General features: G+C 71.0%; 16 protein-coding genes. 2 read left to right on the top strand and 14 right to left on the bottom strand.

The genetic code is table 11. From position 1 onward, the window contains the following. Positions 1 to 53 precede the first annotated feature (53 nt). A complete protein-coding gene (locus ACFY1H_RS11530) occupies positions 54 to 644 on the top strand; it encodes a TetR/AcrR family transcriptional regulator (protein ID WP_386946233.1) in 591 nt (196 codons plus the stop codon). Here ACFY1H_RS11530 and ACFY1H_RS11525 read toward each other — a convergent pair. The 12 genes from ACFY1H_RS11525 to ACFY1H_RS11470 form a co-directional block, all read right to left on the bottom strand. Continuing rightward, entirely contained in the window at positions 641 to 1,324 is a 684-nt protein-coding gene (locus ACFY1H_RS11525; protein WP_386946231.1) for a DUF5666 domain-containing protein, read from the bottom strand. The two genes, ACFY1H_RS11530 and ACFY1H_RS11525, sit on opposite strands and share 4 nt — an antisense overlap. 12 nt (positions 1,325 to 1,336) lie before the next feature. Next, positions 1,337 to 2,539 (bottom strand): ABC transporter permease, encoded by a 1,203-nt coding sequence (locus ACFY1H_RS11520; RefSeq protein ID WP_366577846.1) that lies wholly within the window; start codon positions 2,537 to 2,539, stop codon positions 1,337 to 1,339. Next, positions 2,536 to 3,240, bottom strand: a complete 705-nt coding sequence (locus tag ACFY1H_RS11515) for an ABC transporter ATP-binding protein (RefSeq protein ID WP_386946228.1) — start codon at positions 3,238 to 3,240, stop codon at positions 2,536 to 2,538. The genes ACFY1H_RS11520 and ACFY1H_RS11515 overlap by 4 nt, the downstream gene beginning before the upstream one ends. After that, a complete protein-coding gene (locus ACFY1H_RS11510) occupies positions 3,237 to 4,529 on the bottom strand; it encodes an efflux RND transporter periplasmic adaptor subunit (RefSeq protein ID WP_386946227.1) in 1,293 nt (430 codons plus the stop codon). Before ACFY1H_RS11510 ends, ACFY1H_RS11515 begins: the two co-directional genes overlap by 4 nt. Positions 4,530 to 4,614: 85 nt before the next feature. After that, entirely contained in the window at positions 4,615 to 4,950 is a 336-nt protein-coding gene (locus tag ACFY1H_RS11505; protein WP_366577841.1) for a hypothetical protein, read from the bottom strand. 32 nt (positions 4,951 to 4,982) lie between these two features. Then, entirely contained in the window at positions 4,983 to 5,426 is a 444-nt protein-coding gene (locus tag ACFY1H_RS11500) for a hypothetical protein (protein ID WP_386946225.1), read from the bottom strand. After that, complete coding sequence (locus ACFY1H_RS11495; protein WP_386946223.1) at positions 5,426 to 6,106, bottom strand: hypothetical protein; 681 nt, start codon at positions 6,104 to 6,106, stop codon at positions 5,426 to 5,428. The genes ACFY1H_RS11500 and ACFY1H_RS11495 overlap by 1 nt, the downstream gene beginning before the upstream one ends. Positions 6,107 to 6,131: 25 nt before the next feature. Continuing rightward, positions 6,132 to 7,103, bottom strand: a complete 972-nt coding sequence (gene hemB / locus ACFY1H_RS11490) for a porphobilinogen synthase (RefSeq protein WP_366577835.1) — start codon at positions 7,101 to 7,103, stop codon at positions 6,132 to 6,134. A 455-nt stretch (positions 7,104 to 7,558) separates the two neighbouring features. Next, a complete protein-coding gene (locus ACFY1H_RS11485) occupies positions 7,559 to 9,091 on the bottom strand; it encodes a uroporphyrinogen-III synthase (RefSeq protein ID WP_386946221.1) in 1,533 nt (510 codons plus the stop codon). 86 nt (positions 9,092 to 9,177) lie between these two features. Then, positions 9,178 to 10,128 carry a hydroxymethylbilane synthase gene (gene hemC / locus ACFY1H_RS11480; protein ID WP_366577831.1) on the bottom strand — a complete coding sequence of 317 codons (951 nt, stop codon included), beginning with the start codon at positions 10,126 to 10,128 and terminating at the stop codon, positions 9,178 to 9,180. Positions 10,129 to 10,131: 3 nt separating this feature from the next. Beyond that, positions 10,132 to 11,448 (bottom strand): glutamyl-tRNA reductase, encoded by a 1,317-nt coding sequence (locus ACFY1H_RS11475; protein ID WP_366577829.1) that lies wholly within the window; start codon positions 11,446 to 11,448, stop codon positions 10,132 to 10,134. Next, positions 11,445 to 12,350, bottom strand: a complete 906-nt coding sequence (locus ACFY1H_RS11470) for a redox-sensing transcriptional repressor Rex (RefSeq protein ID WP_366577827.1) — start codon at positions 12,348 to 12,350, stop codon at positions 11,445 to 11,447. Before ACFY1H_RS11470 ends, ACFY1H_RS11475 begins: the two co-directional genes overlap by 4 nt. A 430-nt stretch (positions 12,351 to 12,780) precedes the next feature. Between ACFY1H_RS11470 and ACFY1H_RS11465 the strand changes: the two genes are divergently transcribed. Further along, positions 12,781 to 13,416: a hypothetical protein gene (locus ACFY1H_RS11465; RefSeq protein WP_386946218.1), complete on the top strand. Its 636-nt coding sequence runs from the start codon at positions 12,781 to 12,783 to the stop codon at positions 13,414 to 13,416. 7 nt (positions 13,417 to 13,423) lie between these two features. Here ACFY1H_RS11465 and ACFY1H_RS11460 read toward each other — a convergent pair whose 3' ends face one another. Beyond that, entirely contained in the window at positions 13,424 to 14,986 is a 1,563-nt protein-coding gene (locus ACFY1H_RS11460) for a molybdopterin-dependent oxidoreductase (RefSeq protein ID WP_386946216.1), read from the bottom strand. Positions 14,987 to 15,068: 82 nt separating this feature from the next. Beyond that, positions 15,069 to 15,308: a glutaredoxin family protein gene (locus ACFY1H_RS11455; protein ID WP_366577822.1), complete on the bottom strand. Its 240-nt coding sequence runs from the start codon at positions 15,306 to 15,308 to the stop codon at positions 15,069 to 15,071. Positions 15,309 to 15,321: the final 13 nt, after the last annotated feature.

The raw sequence follows: 15,321 nt of genomic DNA, 5'->3' as shown, positions 1-15,321 counted from the left end.
TGTTGCGTGCGCGCAAGATTGCGGATCCGCAGGTTTTCGGCTTTACTGGACCGGTGACCGGTCTGCGTGAACGCAAGAAGCAAGCCACCCGCACGGCGTTGAGCTCCGCCGCGTTGCGGCTGGCAGTCGAGCGCGGCGCGGAGAACGTGCGGGTCGACGACATCGCGAAAGCCGCCGGGGTCTCACCGCGGACCTACAACAACTACTTCGCGAGCCGCGAGGACGCGATCGTCTTCGCCGTGACCAGCGACCGCGAAGCGCGGGTCGCGGCCGCCGTCCGCGCTTCTCCGGCCGGCTTGGCCGACGCGGTGGTGGAGGCCGTTGTTTCGCAGTACACCGAGCCCGACGAGAACGCCCGCGAAGCGTTGCTGCTCATCACGACAAGCCCCGCATTGCGCACCGCATACGCGCGCTCCGCGACGGCGCTCGAACCGCCGCTGACTTCCGCGCTGGCCGAGCGGGTACCGGACGGGCCCACCGCCCGCGTGCTGGCCGCCGCGGTCGCCGCCGCGGTGCGGATCGCACTCGAACAGTGGGCCCAGCCCGTGACCTCGGGTTTTGTCGTGGTTTCGGGTTCCCTGCCGGACTTGCTGCGGACGTCGCTGGCCCCGTTGGTGCCGGCCCTCGATGCCGCCGAGCGTTAACGCGCGGGCTGCTGCACGATCGCCTGCGCGGCGACGGTGCCGTCGGAGCCGGGACGGCCCTGGACCGTCACGGTGGCGCCGGGTTTGAGGTCCGACAGCTTGCCGGGCTGGGTGAGGCCGACGGTGGTGGAGTCCGAAGTGGACACGGTGACGTCGGTGCCCTGCAGGGTTTTCAGGGTGACGGTGGTGCCGTCGACCTTTTCGACCGTGCCGACGGTGCCGCGGCCCGCGCCGCCGCGGGCGCCGGTGAAGCCGCCGGAGCCCTGGCCCTGCTGGGCGGCGCCGGTGCCCGCCCCGGTCCCCGTACCCGTGCCGGTGCCCGTGCCGCGGCCGCCGAAGCCGCCGCGGGCGCCGCTCTGCTGGCCGCCGGTGCGGGCAGCCGCGGCACCGCCGCCGCCGGAACCGGAGCCGAAAGCCGCGTGCGTCCAAGCACCTCCGGCGAAGGACAGGGCGATGACCAGCAGGCCGGCCAGCACGAACGTCGGTTTGCCGAACGGCTTGGCGACCCGCTTCATCTCCTGGTTCAGATCACCGTCGACCGCCGGAGAAGCCACGATCTCTTCCGGCGAAGGCGAAGGAGAAGGAGAAGCCGCCAACGGCGCCGTCACCGGTGGGAACTCGGTCGTCGGCTCGTCGGGGACGGGGTTTCCCAACCCGGGCGACTGGGTGGACGAAGACATGTGCGAAGGCTCCTACTCGTGCCGGAGGGCGTCGATCGGGCGCAGGCGCGAGGCCCGGTTCGCCGGGAAACTGCCGAAGAAGAGACCGATCAGCGCCGACACCGCGAAGGCCAGCACGATCGACGACGGCACCACCACCGGGGTGATGCCCGCGAAGCTGAACTGGCTGCCGACCACGCCGATCACCACGCCGAGGAACCCGCCGAACAGGCTCAGCATCGTCGCCTCCGCGAGGAACTGGCCGAGGATCGCCGAGCGCGGCGCGCCGATCGCCTTGCGGATGCCGATCTCGCGGATCCGCTCGGTCACGGTCACCAGCATGATGTTCGTGACGCCGATCCCGCCCACCAGGAGGGAAATCGCGGCGACGGCGCCCAGCAGCACGGTGAACGTCTGCGTGGCCGACGTGCGCGTCGCCAGCAGTTGCTCCGAGTTCTGGATCTGGTAGTCGGGGGTGCCGCCGAGGCGGATGCCGTGGCGCGCGTTGAGGATCGCCGTGATCTCGGCCTGCGCGAGCGACACGGAGTCGGCCGAGGTGGCCTGCACCGCGATCTGGCTCAGGTTGCCGTAACCCGCGAGCGAGTTCTGCACCGCGCTGATCGGGGCGATGGCGACGTCGTCCGCGTTCTGCAGCCCCGTGCTGCCCTTGGCCTGCAGCACGCCCACCACGGTGAATTGGATGCTGTTGAGCAGCACGTTCTTGCCCACCGGCTCCGCGGTGCCGAACAGCGCCTGGGCCGTGGTCGGGCCGAGGACCACGACCTTGCGCGCCTGCGTCACGTCCTCGGTGGTGAACAGCGCGCCGTCGGCGATCTGGCGGTTGGTCGTGGTGAAGTAGGCCGGCTCGGTGCCCGCGACCGTCGAGATGTCGTACGACGTCTGCCCGTAGGTGGCCGTCGCGCTGGTGTTCACCACCGGCGACGCGGCCTTCACGTCGGGCGCGCCGACCGGGTCGACGAGGGCGTGGGCGTCCTGCACGGTCAGCGGCCGCGCCTCGCTGCCCTGCCCGCCGCCGCGCGACGGCGACACGTTGACCACGTCCGTGCCCAGGCCCTGGATGCTGGCGGCGATCGCGGCCGAAGCCCCGTTGCCCACTGCAACCAGCAGGATCACCGACGCGACGCCGATGGTGATGCCGAGCGTGGTGAGCGTCGAGCGCAGCTTGTTGGCGGTGAGGCCGCGCACGGCAAAGCGCAGCACCTCGAACACGTTCACGCGACCACTCCGACGCTGCGGTTGAGCTCGTCGCTCACGATCCGGCCGTCGCTGACGCGCACGACGCGGTGCGCGTGTTCGGCGACCTCGTCCTCGTGCGTGATCACGACGATCGTGCGACCCAAGGCGTTGAGCCGGTCGAACACACCGAGCACGTCTTCGGTGCTGGCGCGGTCGAGGTTGCCGGTGGGCTCGTCGGCGAGCAGCAACGCCGGTCCGGTCACCAGGGCCCGCGCGACGGCGACGCGCTGCTGCTGGCCGCCGGAAAGCTCGCTCGGCAGGTGCTTGGCGCGCTCGGTGAGCCCCACCATTTCCAGTGCCGCCAGTGCCCGTTCCCGCCGCGCAGCCCGGCGAAGTCCACTGTAGACGAGCGGAAGTTCCACATTGGACAACGCACTCGTACGCGGCACGAGGTTGAACGACTGGAAGATGAACCCGATCTTCCGGTTGCGCAGCAAGGCGAGCTGGCGTTCGTTGAGGTCCGCGACGCTGAACCCGTCGAGCAGGTATTTGCCCGAAGTCGGCACGTCGAGGCAGCCCAGCATGTTCAGCAGCGTCGACTTGCCGGAGCCGGACGCGCCCATGATGGCCACGTACTCCCCCGGCCGCACGACGAGGTCGACCCCGCGCAGCGCGTGGACGGCCGTCTCGCCGGCGCCGTAGGTCTTGCGCAGTCCGGAGACCGCGATCACGGGTTTCATCCGCGTCCCCCGCCACCGAAGCCACCCTGGCCGCCGCGGAAGCCGCCACCGGCGCCACCGGTACCGCCCGTGCCGCCGAAGCCGCCGAACCCACCGGCGCCGGCGCCGCGCTGGCCCGCGCCGCCCGTGGCCGTGGTCGGCGACGCGGCCGTGAGCACCACGTTCTCGCCCTCGGTCAAGCCGGACTTGATCTCCACAGTGGACTCGCCGCGCACGCCGATCTCCACCTGCTGCGGCACGTTCCGGCCGTTCTCCTGGATCGTGACGACGTTCGTGGTGCCCGCCGTGGTGACGGCGGCGGCCGGCACGCTCAGCACGTTGTCGGCCTCGGCCACGGTGATCACGACGCTCGCCGACTGCCCGGGCCGCAGCCCCGACGGCGGGTTGGTGAGCGTGAGCTGCGCACCGTAGGAGACGACGTTGCCGCTGGTCGTGGGCGTGAGGTCGACCTTCGAGACGGACGCCTGGATCGGCTGGTCGGGCGAGGCGTTGAGCGTGACGGTGGCCTTCTGGCCCGCCTTCACCTTGCTCACGTCGATCTCGGCGACGGAGGTGTCCACGAGCAGGTTGGTCATGTCGGTGATCTGGACGAACCCACTGGACGACGAGCTGCTCGACGAGCTCGCGGACGAACCTTGGCTGTTGCCACCGTTCCCGCCGTTGCCGCCGGAACCGCCGCTGCTCGCCGAACTCCCCGACCCGCCGCTGCCGGCCTGCTGCCCGACGGTGCCGTTGATCGCCGTCACGGTGCCGGCGCCGGGCGCGGTGAGCACGGTGGCGTCGACGGCCGACTGGGCCGTGTCGACGTCGAGCTGCGCCTGGTCCACTTTGGCCTGCAGCGAGGTCACGGACTCCTGGCTCTGCTGCTGGCCTTGGCCCTGCCCGGCGCCGGAGCCCGACGTGGTGGTCGGAGTGTCCTCACCGGTGGCGAGGTTGTCCTCCGCCACGGCGAGGTTGTCCTTGGCGACCTGAAGCTGTTTCTCGGCCTGCGTCGAGTCGATCGTGGCGAGCTTCTGCCCCGCGCTCACCACGTCGCCGACCTTCACGTCGATGCTCGTGACCTTGCCGGAGGTCGTGAAGTTGGCGGCGCCGGTGTAGCCGCTCGAGAGGGTGCCCGCGGCGGAGACCGTTTCGGTCACGTCGCCGCGGCGCACCGGGGTGGTGCGGGTCTGTGCCTGGGCGGTGTTGCCCGCCGGCGTGAATGCTTGGTAGATCCCGAAAGCCGCACCGCCGAGCAGTACGACCAGCACCCCGTTGATGACCCATGTCCGGGTACGCAGCCGCGTCATGGCCGCAAGACTGGTGGCGCTGCTTAGCAGTCAGCTGTTGGTTCCCTGTGGGCCAGCTGTGGATGTGGCGCCTCGAGTTGCGGAGTCAGCGCTTCTTCCGGCGGTGCCGCGCACTCACCGCGAGCAGCAGCTGACGAACCGCGTCCACCACGAGCACAGCGCACAGCGCGCCGAGCGCGAGCGCGCCCGCGATGTGCCCGCCGAAGTACCGCTGCGACGCCAGCTGGGCGCCGTCGCCGGCGGTGGTGACGACCGTGACGACACCCGCGTGCCACAGCACGAACGCCAGCCACAGCGCCAACGCGGCCACGACGAGCTCGCCGAGCGCCACGAACGCGCGCCACGGCTGGTTGAGCCGCGCCGGCTTGGCCGAATCGCCGGGCCACAGATCGGCGCCGGTCGGCTGGGGAAGGTCGATCACGGGATCAAGCCTCTCAGGTTTCTCGCCCTGCGTCATTTCGTCTCGTTCGCCTCGACCAGCCGGGTGAGCGCCGCCTTGAGGGCCTCGACGTCCCGGGCCCACGCGAGCACGACCGTGCCGTCGTCGAGCTTCACGGGCAGCTCGTCGTACTTGTTCGGCACGCTCCAGCCTCCGCCGAGCACGCGCGCGCCGACGGGGGTGCCGACGTCGGTGACGTCCGCGATCCGCTTCGCCTCGACGCTTTCGCGGCCCTGGCGCAGCTCCTGCGTGGTCACCTCCAGCGAGAGGAACCGCCGGCGCGCATAGACCCACGGGACCGTGAGCCCGCAGAGCGCGACCGCGATCAGCAGCCACGGGATCCAGTGCACCGGTCCGCCCGTCGCCAGCTCCGCCACCGCGCCGAGCACCGCGAACAGCGGCCCCCAGGCCAGCGAGCGCCAGCCGACGCCGGGTTCGGAGTAGAGCGTGCGGTCCATTACAGCTGCTTGCCGACCTTGGGGAAGAAGTCCCTGGTGCTCGGCAGGTACAGCAGCACCACCAGGATCACCAGCAGCAGCGACGACACCACCGAGAACACGCTGCGCACGAGCCCGAGCTGGAACACCAGCCCCAGCAGCGCCAGCATCGTGACCACGGTCCGGGCCGAACGCGTGCCCTCGCGGGCCTTGTAGGCGAACAGCACCATGATGATGCTGAAGCAGAGCGCGCCGACGAACAGCGCCCACACGAGCGTGGTGGCGTTGGACTCGAGCTGCGCCATGTCGAGCTTGCGGCCGGCCGGCGTCGCCTTCACCGCCTGGTCGACGAGCTGCTGCTTGAAGAAGATCCAGACGACCTGGCCGATCAGCAGCACCACGGACGCGGCGATCGTGAGGATGAACGCGGCCTTGACCGGGCCCGGGGCCTGCTCCTTCGAGGGCTCCGCGTCGTTCTGCAGGTACTCCGGGGACGACGCGACGGGCGGCGCCTTGGGGAAGCCGGTCGGGAGCTCTTTCGCCTGCTCCTCGACGTGCTTGACCTGCTCGGGCTGCTCGACCTGCGGGGCGGGCCCTGCCTGCTCGGCCTGTTCGGCTTCGTTCGGCGCGGGCTCCGGCTTCGCGAGGTTCTCGCTGGTCAGCCCCGCGGGTTCGGCGGTGTTGTCGTCCTTCTCGGCCACTCGTGGACTCTAGCCCAGTGCGGGCTCAGTCGAGCCAGGCGGCGGCTTCGGTGGCCCAGTACGTGAGGATCAGGTCGGCGCCCGCGCGGCGGATCGACGTGAGCACCTCCAGGATCGTGCGCTCGCGCTCGAGCCAGCCATTCGCCGCAGCGGCCTCGACCATCGCGTACTCGCCGGAGATGTTGTACGCCGCCACCGGAACCGGCGAGATGTCCGCCGCCGCCTTGATGACGTCCAAATAGGACAGTGCCGGCTTGACCATGATCATGTCGGCGCCCTCGCCGAGGTCCAGCTCGATCTCGCGCAACGCTTCGCGCGCGTTGCCCAGGTCCTGCTGGTAGGTCTTGCGGTCGCCCTTGAGCTGCGAGTCGACGGCCTCACGGAACGGGCCGTAGAACGCGCTGGCGTACTTGGCCGAGTAGGCGAGGATGGCCTTGTCGCTGTGGCCCACCTCGTCGAGCGCGCGGCGGATCACGCCGACCTGGCCGTCCATCATGCCGCTCGGCCCGAGCACGTGCGCGCCCGCTTCCGCCTGCGCCACGGCCATTTCCGCGTACACGCGCAGGGTCGCGTCGTTGTCCACCGCGCCGTCCGCGTCGAGCACGCCGCAGTGGCCGTGGTCGGTGAACTCGTCGAGGCACGTGTCGGCCATCAGCACGGTCGCGTCCCCGAGCTCCTGGCGCAGGTCCCGCAGCGCAACGTTGAGGATCCCGTTCTCGTCGACCGCGCCCGATCCCTCGGCGTCCCGCGTCTCCGGCACGCCGAACAGCATCAGCCCACCGACACCCGCGTTCACCGCGTCGACCGCGGCCTTCCGCAACGTGTCCCGGGTGTGCTGCACAACCCCCGGCATGCTCGAAATCGGCCGCGGCGCGTCAATCCCCTCGGCCACGAACATGGGCAGAATCAGCTGACGCGGGCGAAGCGTCGTTTCACCGACCAGCCTGCGCATGGCCGGCGTGGTACGGAGCCTGCGGGGTCGATGCTCAGGGAACACGCCGTCCACGGTACTCCCGCTGCTCGGGGGGCAATTCGGCTGCCCTCGGGAAAAACCACGTTCTGACAAGGTGTCCGGAAAATGTCGGGCGCGGAAAGGGACGGCTTTCGCGAGCCTCGACGATTTCCGCCTCGCGGCTCAGCCAAACGCTCATCACCCGCCTCGACCCGGGCCGCGTCGACCACGCTGAGTACTGCGGCGGGTAAAACGGCGCCGCAAGGAGACGGCAGGGCGTCGAGCCAGCTGTCAATCGCCCGCCGATGCGATGTGTGGCGGCCCATCTGGACCGGAACGCTCGCTTTCGGTCCAGCTGCGCCGACCCGTTCAGCCAGTTCGCCGGGGACATCCGCGTTCAGCCGCGCCATCCGGACAACTCTGCCCACAAGGACCTGCCCCCGACACGAAAAGGGCCCCTCCCCGGAAACCGGAGAAGGGCCCTTCCCGAACCAAACCCGTCAGCTGCGACGCGCCCGCTTCGCCTTGCGGGGCGGCGGCAGGGCGCCCTCCGCGCGAAGCCGGGCGGCGTGCTCGGCCAGGGCGTCCACCAGGTGGGGCACGTCGGCCTTCTCCGGCTGGACGTCGACGCGCAGGCCGAATTCCACGGCGGTTTCCGCGGTCTTCGGGCCGATGCACGCGACCAGGGTGCGCGTGTGCGGCTTGCCGGCGATGCCGACCAGGTTGCGCACCGTCGAGGACGAGGTGAAGCAGACCGCGTCGAAGCCGCCGGTCTTGATCATCTCGCGGGTCTCGGCGGGCGGCGGGGCGGCGCGGACCGTGCGGTAGGCCGTGACGTCGTCGATTTCCCAGCCGCGGTCGCGCAGGCCGGCGGACAACGTCTCAGTGGCGATGTCGGCGCGCGGCAGCAGCACGCGGTCCACGGGGTCGAGCACGTCGTCGTACGGCGGGAACTCGGCGAGCAGACCCTCGGACGACTGCTCGCCCGACGGGATCAGCTCGGGGATGATGCCGAACGAGCGGACCTTGGCGGCCGTCGAGGCGCCGACGCAGGCGATCTTCACGCCGGAGAACGCGCGGGCGTCGAGGCCGAACTCCTCGAACTTCTCCCACACCGCGCGCACCGCGTTGGTGGAGGTGAAGACGATCCACTGGTAGCGGCCGTCGACGAGGCCCTTCACCGAGCGCTCCATCTGCGCCGGGCTGCGGGGCGGCTCGACGGAGATCGTGGGCACCTCGTGCGAGGTCGCGCCGTGGCTGCGGAGGCGGTCGGCCATCTCGCCGGCCTGCTCCTTGGTGCGCGGCACCAGGACCTTCCAGCCGTACAGCGCGCGCGACTCCCACCACGACAGCTTCGAGCGCTGCCCGGCGGCCTGGCCGATGGTCACGATCAGCGGGCCGACGAGCTCACCCGCGTCGTTGCCCAGGGTGCTGAGCGTGGAGTCGAGCGTGCGCTGGGTGTTGATGGTGCCGTTGGCCGTCACGGCGACGGGCGTGGACGGCGGCATGCCCTTCTCCGTGAGCCGGCTGGCGGCCTCGGCCAGGTGCGCCGAGGTGGCGTGCAGCACGAGCGGGCCGGGCTGCGCGGCGAGCGCCGCCCAGTCGACCTCGCCGCGGACGTCGACCTCGGTGTGGGTGCCGCCGAGGGCGACACCGGCGTAGGCCGGCACCGCGGCGCCGGGGGAAACGCCCGGGATCACCTCGAACACGGCGGACGTGCGGGCCACGGCCTGCACCTCGTTCACCACGGCGGGGGTGGTCAGCGGGTCGCCGGCGACCAGGCGCAGCACGAGCCGCCCGGCCTTGGCCTCGGTGGTCAGGTCCTTCGACACGTCGGCGGGCTCACCGACGGCGGGCCGGACCTCGGCGCCGGGGGCGGCGAGCGCGAGGACGGTGGCGGGCACGTCGGGATCGGTCACCACGACCTCGGCCTTGGCGAGCAGCTCCTGGGCGCGGACTGTGAGCAGCCCGGCGTCACCGGGGCCCGAGCCCACGAAGGCGACGCGCCCAGCGGTCTTGCGAGCGGGGGTCATCTCTGGCGTTTCTCCTGTCAGGCGGCCGGGTACGTCATCGGCCGCAGGTGTGTGGTGCTGGTCATTCGAGTGCTCTGCGGGTTGCGTCACTGGGCGGGGCCGGACAGCAGTGCGCCGGCACCCAGGTCGAGGAGCTCGGCCGCCAACGTCCGGCCGAGCTGCTCCGCCTCGGCGAAGTCGGCGAGTGCGGAAGCCCGCAGCATGTCGACCGCGCCGTTCTCGCCCTCGACGGCCGCGGTGCCGCGCAGCGAGATCCGTTCCACGACCGCGCCCTCGGAGTCGAGGTCCTCGACGATCTCGGCGAGCGCACCCACGGGTGCGCTGCACCCCGCCTCGAGCGCGGCCAGCAGGGAACGCTCGGCCGTCACCGCGGCCCGCGTGCCCTCGTCGTCCAAACTGGACGCGAGCAGGTGCTCCACGTCCACGTCTTCGGCCCGGCACTCCACCGCCAGCGCCCCCTGCGCGGGAGCGGGCAGCATCTGGATCGGGTCGAGGGTCTCGGTGATCGCCCCCACCAGACCGATCCGGGCCAGTCCGGCACGCGCGAGCACCACGGCATCGAGCTCGCCGTCGGTCACCTTGCGCATGCGGGTATCGATATTGCCCCGGATCGGCACGATTTCCAAACCGAGACCCAGCGCGAGCAGCTGCGAGGTGCGCCGCGGCGCCCCCGTGCCGACCTTCGAACCCGGCGGGAGCTCACCCAGCGTGAGGCCGTCGCGGGCGATCAACGCGTCGCGCGGGTCCTCGCGCGGCGGCACGGCGGCGAGCACGATGCCGGCCGCCGGCGCCGTGGGCAGGTCCTTGTACGAGTGGACGATGACGTCGATTTCCTTGCGCAGCAACGCTTCCCGCAGCGCCGAGGTGAAGACGCCGACGCCGATCTGCGGGATCGGCTTGCTGGAGACGTCGCCGGGGGTGGTCACGCGGACGATCTCGACCTCGGCGCCGGTGGCGCGGATCTTGTCGGCCACGGTCTCGGTCTGCGCGACGGCGAGCTTGCTGCCGCGCGTCCCGATGCGAATCACTCTGTCCACTGCTTACTTCTTCTCGATGTCTGGCGGCACGGCGGTGGGGCTCGCCACAGCCGCGGGGGCCTGCGGATCGAGGCAGAACAGCTCGCGCAACGCGTTGGCGTAGTCGGTGTCGGCCGTCTCGGCGGCCAGCTGCTTCACCCGCACTGTGGGCGCGTGCAGCAGTTTGTCGACGACACGGCGGACCGTGCGGCCGACTTCTTCGCGGACCTGCGTGTCGAGGTCCGGGAGGCGGTTGTCCAGACGCAGCAGCTCCGCGTCGACCACCTCGGCCGCGCGGCGGCGCAGCGCGGTGACGGTGGGCGTGACCTCGGCGCTGCGCTGGCCGGCGAGGTAGTCGCGCACCTCGTCGAGCACGATGCCGTTGGCCCTGATCGTCTGGCGTTCGGTGGTGGGGGCGCCGGCGTCGCGCATGCGGCGCTGGATCGTCTCGAGGTCGACGACGGTCACGTCGGCCAGGTCGGCCACGCCCGCGTCGACGTCCTTCGGCAGGCCGAGGTCGCACACCACGAGCGGGCGGCCCGCGCGGGCGGGCACATGCTCGGGCAGGAACACGGCGTCCTGCGCGCCGGTGCACGACACGACGATGTCGGCCTTCGCCACGGCGTCGGCCAGCTCGGACAGCGGCACGGCACGTGCGGGCACGCCCTCCACCGCGGTCTTCTCGGCGAGCCGCGCGGCCTTGGCTTCGGTGCGGTTGGCCACGGTGATCTCGCCGATGCCGGCCTTGCGCAGGTGCGACGCGGTGAGCGCGCCCATCGAGCCGGCGCCGACGATCAGGGCGTGCTTGCCGACGAGGTCGCCCGCGGCGGCCAGCGCCTCGGACACCACGGACGCGCCGAGCTGGTCGAGACCCGTCTCGGAGTGCACGCGCTTGCCGACGCGCAGCGTCGTCTGGATCAGCTCGTGCAGCGTGCGCCCGACCGTGCCGGCCTCACGCGCGGTGGCGTAGGCCGAGCGGACCTGGCCGAGGATCTGCGTCTCGCCGACGACCATCGAGTCGAGGCCCGACGTCACGGAGAACAGGTGCTCGACGGCCGCGCCGGCGTAGTGCACGTAGAGGTTGTCGTAGAGCTCCGCCGGCTCCATGCCGGCCTGGCGGGCGAGCACGTCGGAGACGTCGTTCACGCCGCCGTGGAACGTCTCGACCACCGCGTAGACCTCGATGCGGTTGCACGTGGAGACCAGCATGGCCTCGCTCACGTGCTCGGCCTGCTGCAGCTCGTGCAGGACCTTGGTGACCTCTTCCGCGGGCACGGCGGCCCGTTCGAGCGTGGTCAGCTCCGCACTTCGGTGGGAGAGCCCGACCGCCAACACGCTCATCCGCGCACCACCATTCCAAGACCGCCGTCTGCCTGTCCGTTGCCGTTACTGCCATTGTCGATCGGCAGGCCGGCGTCGGGTAACCCGGTATTCCCCTGAATTGCCAGGGCGTCATCGGCACGGCGAGCCACGTGGAACGAGAGGATCTGAAGTTCGACCGCCAGGTCGACCTTGCGGACCTCGATGTGCGCCGGTACCTGGAGCACCACCGGCGCGAAGTTCAGTATGCACTGGACGCCGCCCGCTACCAGCCTGTCGCACACGGACTGCGCAGCGGTAGGAGGTGTGGCGATGATCCCGATGGAAATCTGCCGTTCGGAGCAGACGCGCGGGATTTCGTCCAGGTGCGAGACGGGCAGTCCCCCTACGGGAACCCCGACGAGGTCGGGGTCGAGGTCGAACAGCGCCTCGACGGGGAAACCGCGGCCGGGGAACCCGCCGTAGTTGGCCAGCGCGTGACCGAGGTTACCGATCCCGACCACGGCGACGCGGTGCTGGCGGGTGAGGCCGAGGATGCGTTCGATCTGGCTGACCAGCACCTGCACCTCGTAGCCGACGCCACGCGTGCCGTACGAGCCGAGGTAGGACAGGTCCTTGCGCAGCTTGGCGGAGTTCACGCCGGCGGACGCGGAGAGCTCTTCGCTGGAGACGGTGGTCGCACCCTGCTCCGCCATGCCCGACAGGACCCGCAGGTACACGGCGAGGCGCGCGACGGCCGCTTCGGGGATCTGCTTCGCGCGGACGGCTGTCTCGACGGCGCTGTCGACCGCGGGCATCTCCGCCGTGGGCGCATTGTCGGCATCAGGCGCTGCCCGCCGGGCGCGGCCGTTGCCCTTCGCGGCCCGGCGGGGTGGTTCAGCGGGCGGTTCGGCACCGCTGCGCCTCCCCCGCTGTGTCACCACGCCCGGTCACTCCTCAAGATTGGGTCGCATCTCTTGACCCCGCGGCTGGAGTCCGGTTCAATGCCGGGCTTTTGCGGGACGGCTCCCTACGGTAGTCCACTTGTGAACGCACGCACAAAGTCACTGGTCACCGACATGACACGACCCACACCCGCGCCCGATCAGGTGACAGCGGCCCGGGTCGCGGCGGGCACCGGGGCCGGCCGGGCAAGATCATCCGCGCCCCGCCCGCGTTTCGGAGGTCGTTCAGGCTGATGGCCACCCACTGGGTCTGGTGCGTTATCGCGCCGATCCTGGGACGGCGGGCGGTTCGACGCCCAGCGCGCGGAACCGGAGATCGCCGACCTGGCGGAGTCACGGACAAGGTCGCGGGTCGGATCGTGGAGAAGCTGCCGGGCTGAGACCCGTCGTACGTGGAGGTGGGTGAGCGTTGGCCGGGCACTGGTACTGGTACGTCGTCCTGGCGCTTGTCGTCGGCGGTTACGGGGTTTGGTACCTGCGCGGCTACCGGCGCCGGACCGCGGCCATCGCCGCCGGGGCGCGCGAGCGGGGGTGGACCTACCGGGAACGGGCGCCCCAGTTGCTCGGGCGGTGCCACGGCTACCCCTTCGGGCGGGGACGACGGCCGCGGGCGTGGCACGCCGTGAGCGGGAGCCACGACGGGCGCGAGTTCACCTCGTTCGAGTACAGCGAGGTCGTCGGGCATTCCGACGTCGACAGCAACGACAGCGCCGAGCGGCTGTACCTGCAGGTGTACGCCGTGAAGGTCGCGGGCGCGCCAGTGCTCACCGTGCGGCGCCGCGGGGTTGCGGGTGTCGTCGCGGGACGGCTGGGCGTGGGTGGGAACGCGACCGGTGACCCTGACTTCGATCGGCGGTTCGTGGTCGAAGGCGACGCCACGAGCCTCACTCCCGAAGCGCAGGTCTGGCTCACCGCCCACCCGCGACCGTTTCGCGTCGACGGCGGCGAGGTCCTCGTTTGGGATGAAGGGCGGTTCAACCTCGGCCGCGTGGAGCCCGCGCTGGAGCAGCTCGGGGAGCTGCTCACCCGTGCGCGGCTCGGCTGACCCAGCGTCAGGCGTTCACCATCACCGAGTGCCAGCCCGAAGCTCCGTTCGGCACCGGCTCCGCGGCCTGGTCCGTCTGGGTGTAGCCCGACTGGTCGGTCGCGCGGACCGTCACCGTGTGGCTGCCCGACGGCACGGCGAGGTCGGTCCACCACATGCGCCACGTGTCTTTGTTGACCTCGGTCGACAGGGTGGTCGGCTGCCACGGGCCCTGGTCGACGCGCACCTCGACCTTGGCGATGCCGATGTGCTGGGCCCACGCCGTGCCGGCGACGCGGAGCTTGCCCGAGGTCACCTTGGCGGTGTCGATGCGCGACTCGGTCTTGATGGGCGCTTGCTCGGCCCAGCCGCGCTGCAGCCAGTAGGACTGGCGGTCGTCCCACTTGGCGAACTCGAGGCTGGTGACCCACTTCGTCGCGGAGACGTAGCCGTACAGGCCCGGAATGACGATCCGCGCGGGGAAGCCGTGTTCGACGGGCAGGGGTTCGCCGTTCATGCCGATGGCGAGCATGGCGCCGCGCGTCGGGTCGAGGGCGATCTTGGCCGGGGTGCTGCAGGTGAAGCCGTCGATGCTCGTCGCGTACATCTGTTCCGCGCCGGGTTGCACGCCGGCCGCGTCGAGGAGGTCGACGAGGTCCACGCCGATGAACTTGGCCGTGGAGATCAGGTCCCCGCCGACCTCGTTGGAGACGCACGTCAAAGTGACCTCGCGCTCGACCAGCGGCCGCGAGCGGATGTCGTTGTAGGAGAACGAAACCTCACGGTTGACGAGGCCGTGGATCTTCAGGTTCCACTCCTCGGTGCGCACCTGCGGCACCACGAACGCCGTGTCGATGCGGTAGAAGTCCGAGTTCGGCGTGATGAACGGCGGCGAGCCCAGCTTCTGGAAATCGGCGTCCGGCGGCAGCGGCGGGGCCTTGCGCGCGGCGACGAGCGGTCCCACGGCCGCCCGCGAGGTGTCGGCGCTGCCCGTGCTCGAGATCGCCTGCCCGGCGACGGCCGCGACCCCCGCGCCCGCCGCGACGCCGATGCCGCGCGACAGGACCTGCCTCCGCGTCGGGCCCTTCGGCGGGCGGGCCTCGTCGAACGCCGGCGGCAGCGCGTAGTGGTGCAGCCAGGTGAACACGAACGCCGAAGCCGCCAGCGACACCACGGGCGCCAGCAGCGCGAGCTGCCCGACGTCGGTGCGCTCGTAGACGGCCGCGATCCCGGCGATGCCCAGCAGCACCACCACGATCTGGCCACCTCGCGGCGTGCGGCGCGAAACCTGCCCGGCCAGCACCGCGAACAGCACCAGCACCACGGCCAGGCCGATCTTCAGCACGGTCTTGTCCGCCGTGCCGAGCGTCTGCTCCGCCCACACCACCACGGCGTGCGGGCTGTGCGCGATCACGAAGTCGGCGACGGCCACGAACGGCGACGCGTTGTAACCGACGAAGCCGGCGATCAGGTGCCCCACACCCAATGCGGTGATCAAGGCCGCCAGCCCGATCAACGACGCGATCGGCAACGACAGCCGCCGCGGCTCAGGGGGCTTGACGGTCTGCGGGGCTTCCTTCAACGCGCTCACCCCACCATCTTCGGCGGGCTCGACCCCCGATAGCGCCGGGAACCCTTACGACTTGATTACCGCATCGGACTATCGGGCGGAACTAGCCGGCCAGCGCCCGGCGGAACCGCTCTTCCTCCACCCGCCAGTACCCGTGTTCCGCACCGTCGATGAGGATCACCGGAACCTGGTCGCCGTACTCGGCTCGCCACTCCGCGTCACTGTCGACGTCCGCGAGCTCCCACGGCACGTCGAGCTCACCGCAGATCCGCGCGACCTCGGCCTCGGCCACCTCGCAGAGGTGGCAGCCGGCGCGCGTCATCACCGTCACCTGATGCACCACCGCAGTCTAGAAC

The sequence above is a fragment of the Amycolatopsis sp. NPDC001319 genome (genome assembly GCF_042896185.1).
Classification (GTDB): domain Bacteria; phylum Actinomycetota; class Actinomycetes; order Mycobacteriales; family Pseudonocardiaceae; genus Amycolatopsis.
Note: the sequence above shows the minus strand (reverse complement) of the source record. Positions and strands in the feature narration are given on the sequence as shown.

Coding starts and splice junctions, on each gene's coding strand:
- ACFY1H_RS11475 (WP_366577829.1), bottom strand. CDS start 11,448: ATGAGCGTGTTGGCGGTCGGGCTCTCCCACCGAAGTGCGGAGCTGACC.
- ACFY1H_RS11485 (WP_386946221.1), bottom strand. CDS start 9,091: ATGACCCCCGCTCGCAAGACCGCTGGGCGCGTCGCCTTCGTGGGCTCG.
- ACFY1H_RS11510 (WP_386946227.1), bottom strand. CDS start 4,529: ATGACGCGGCTGCGTACCCGGACATGGGTCATCAACGGGGTGCTGGTC.
- ACFY1H_RS11500 (WP_386946225.1), bottom strand. CDS start 5,426: ATGGACCGCACGCTCTACTCCGAACCCGGCGTCGGCTGGCGCTCGCTG.
- ACFY1H_RS11525 (WP_386946231.1), bottom strand. CDS start 1,324: ATGTCTTCGTCCACCCAGTCGCCCGGGTTGGGAAACCCCGTCCCCGAC.
- ACFY1H_RS11515 (WP_386946228.1), bottom strand. CDS start 3,240: ATGAAACCCGTGATCGCGGTCTCCGGACTGCGCAAGACCTACGGCGCC.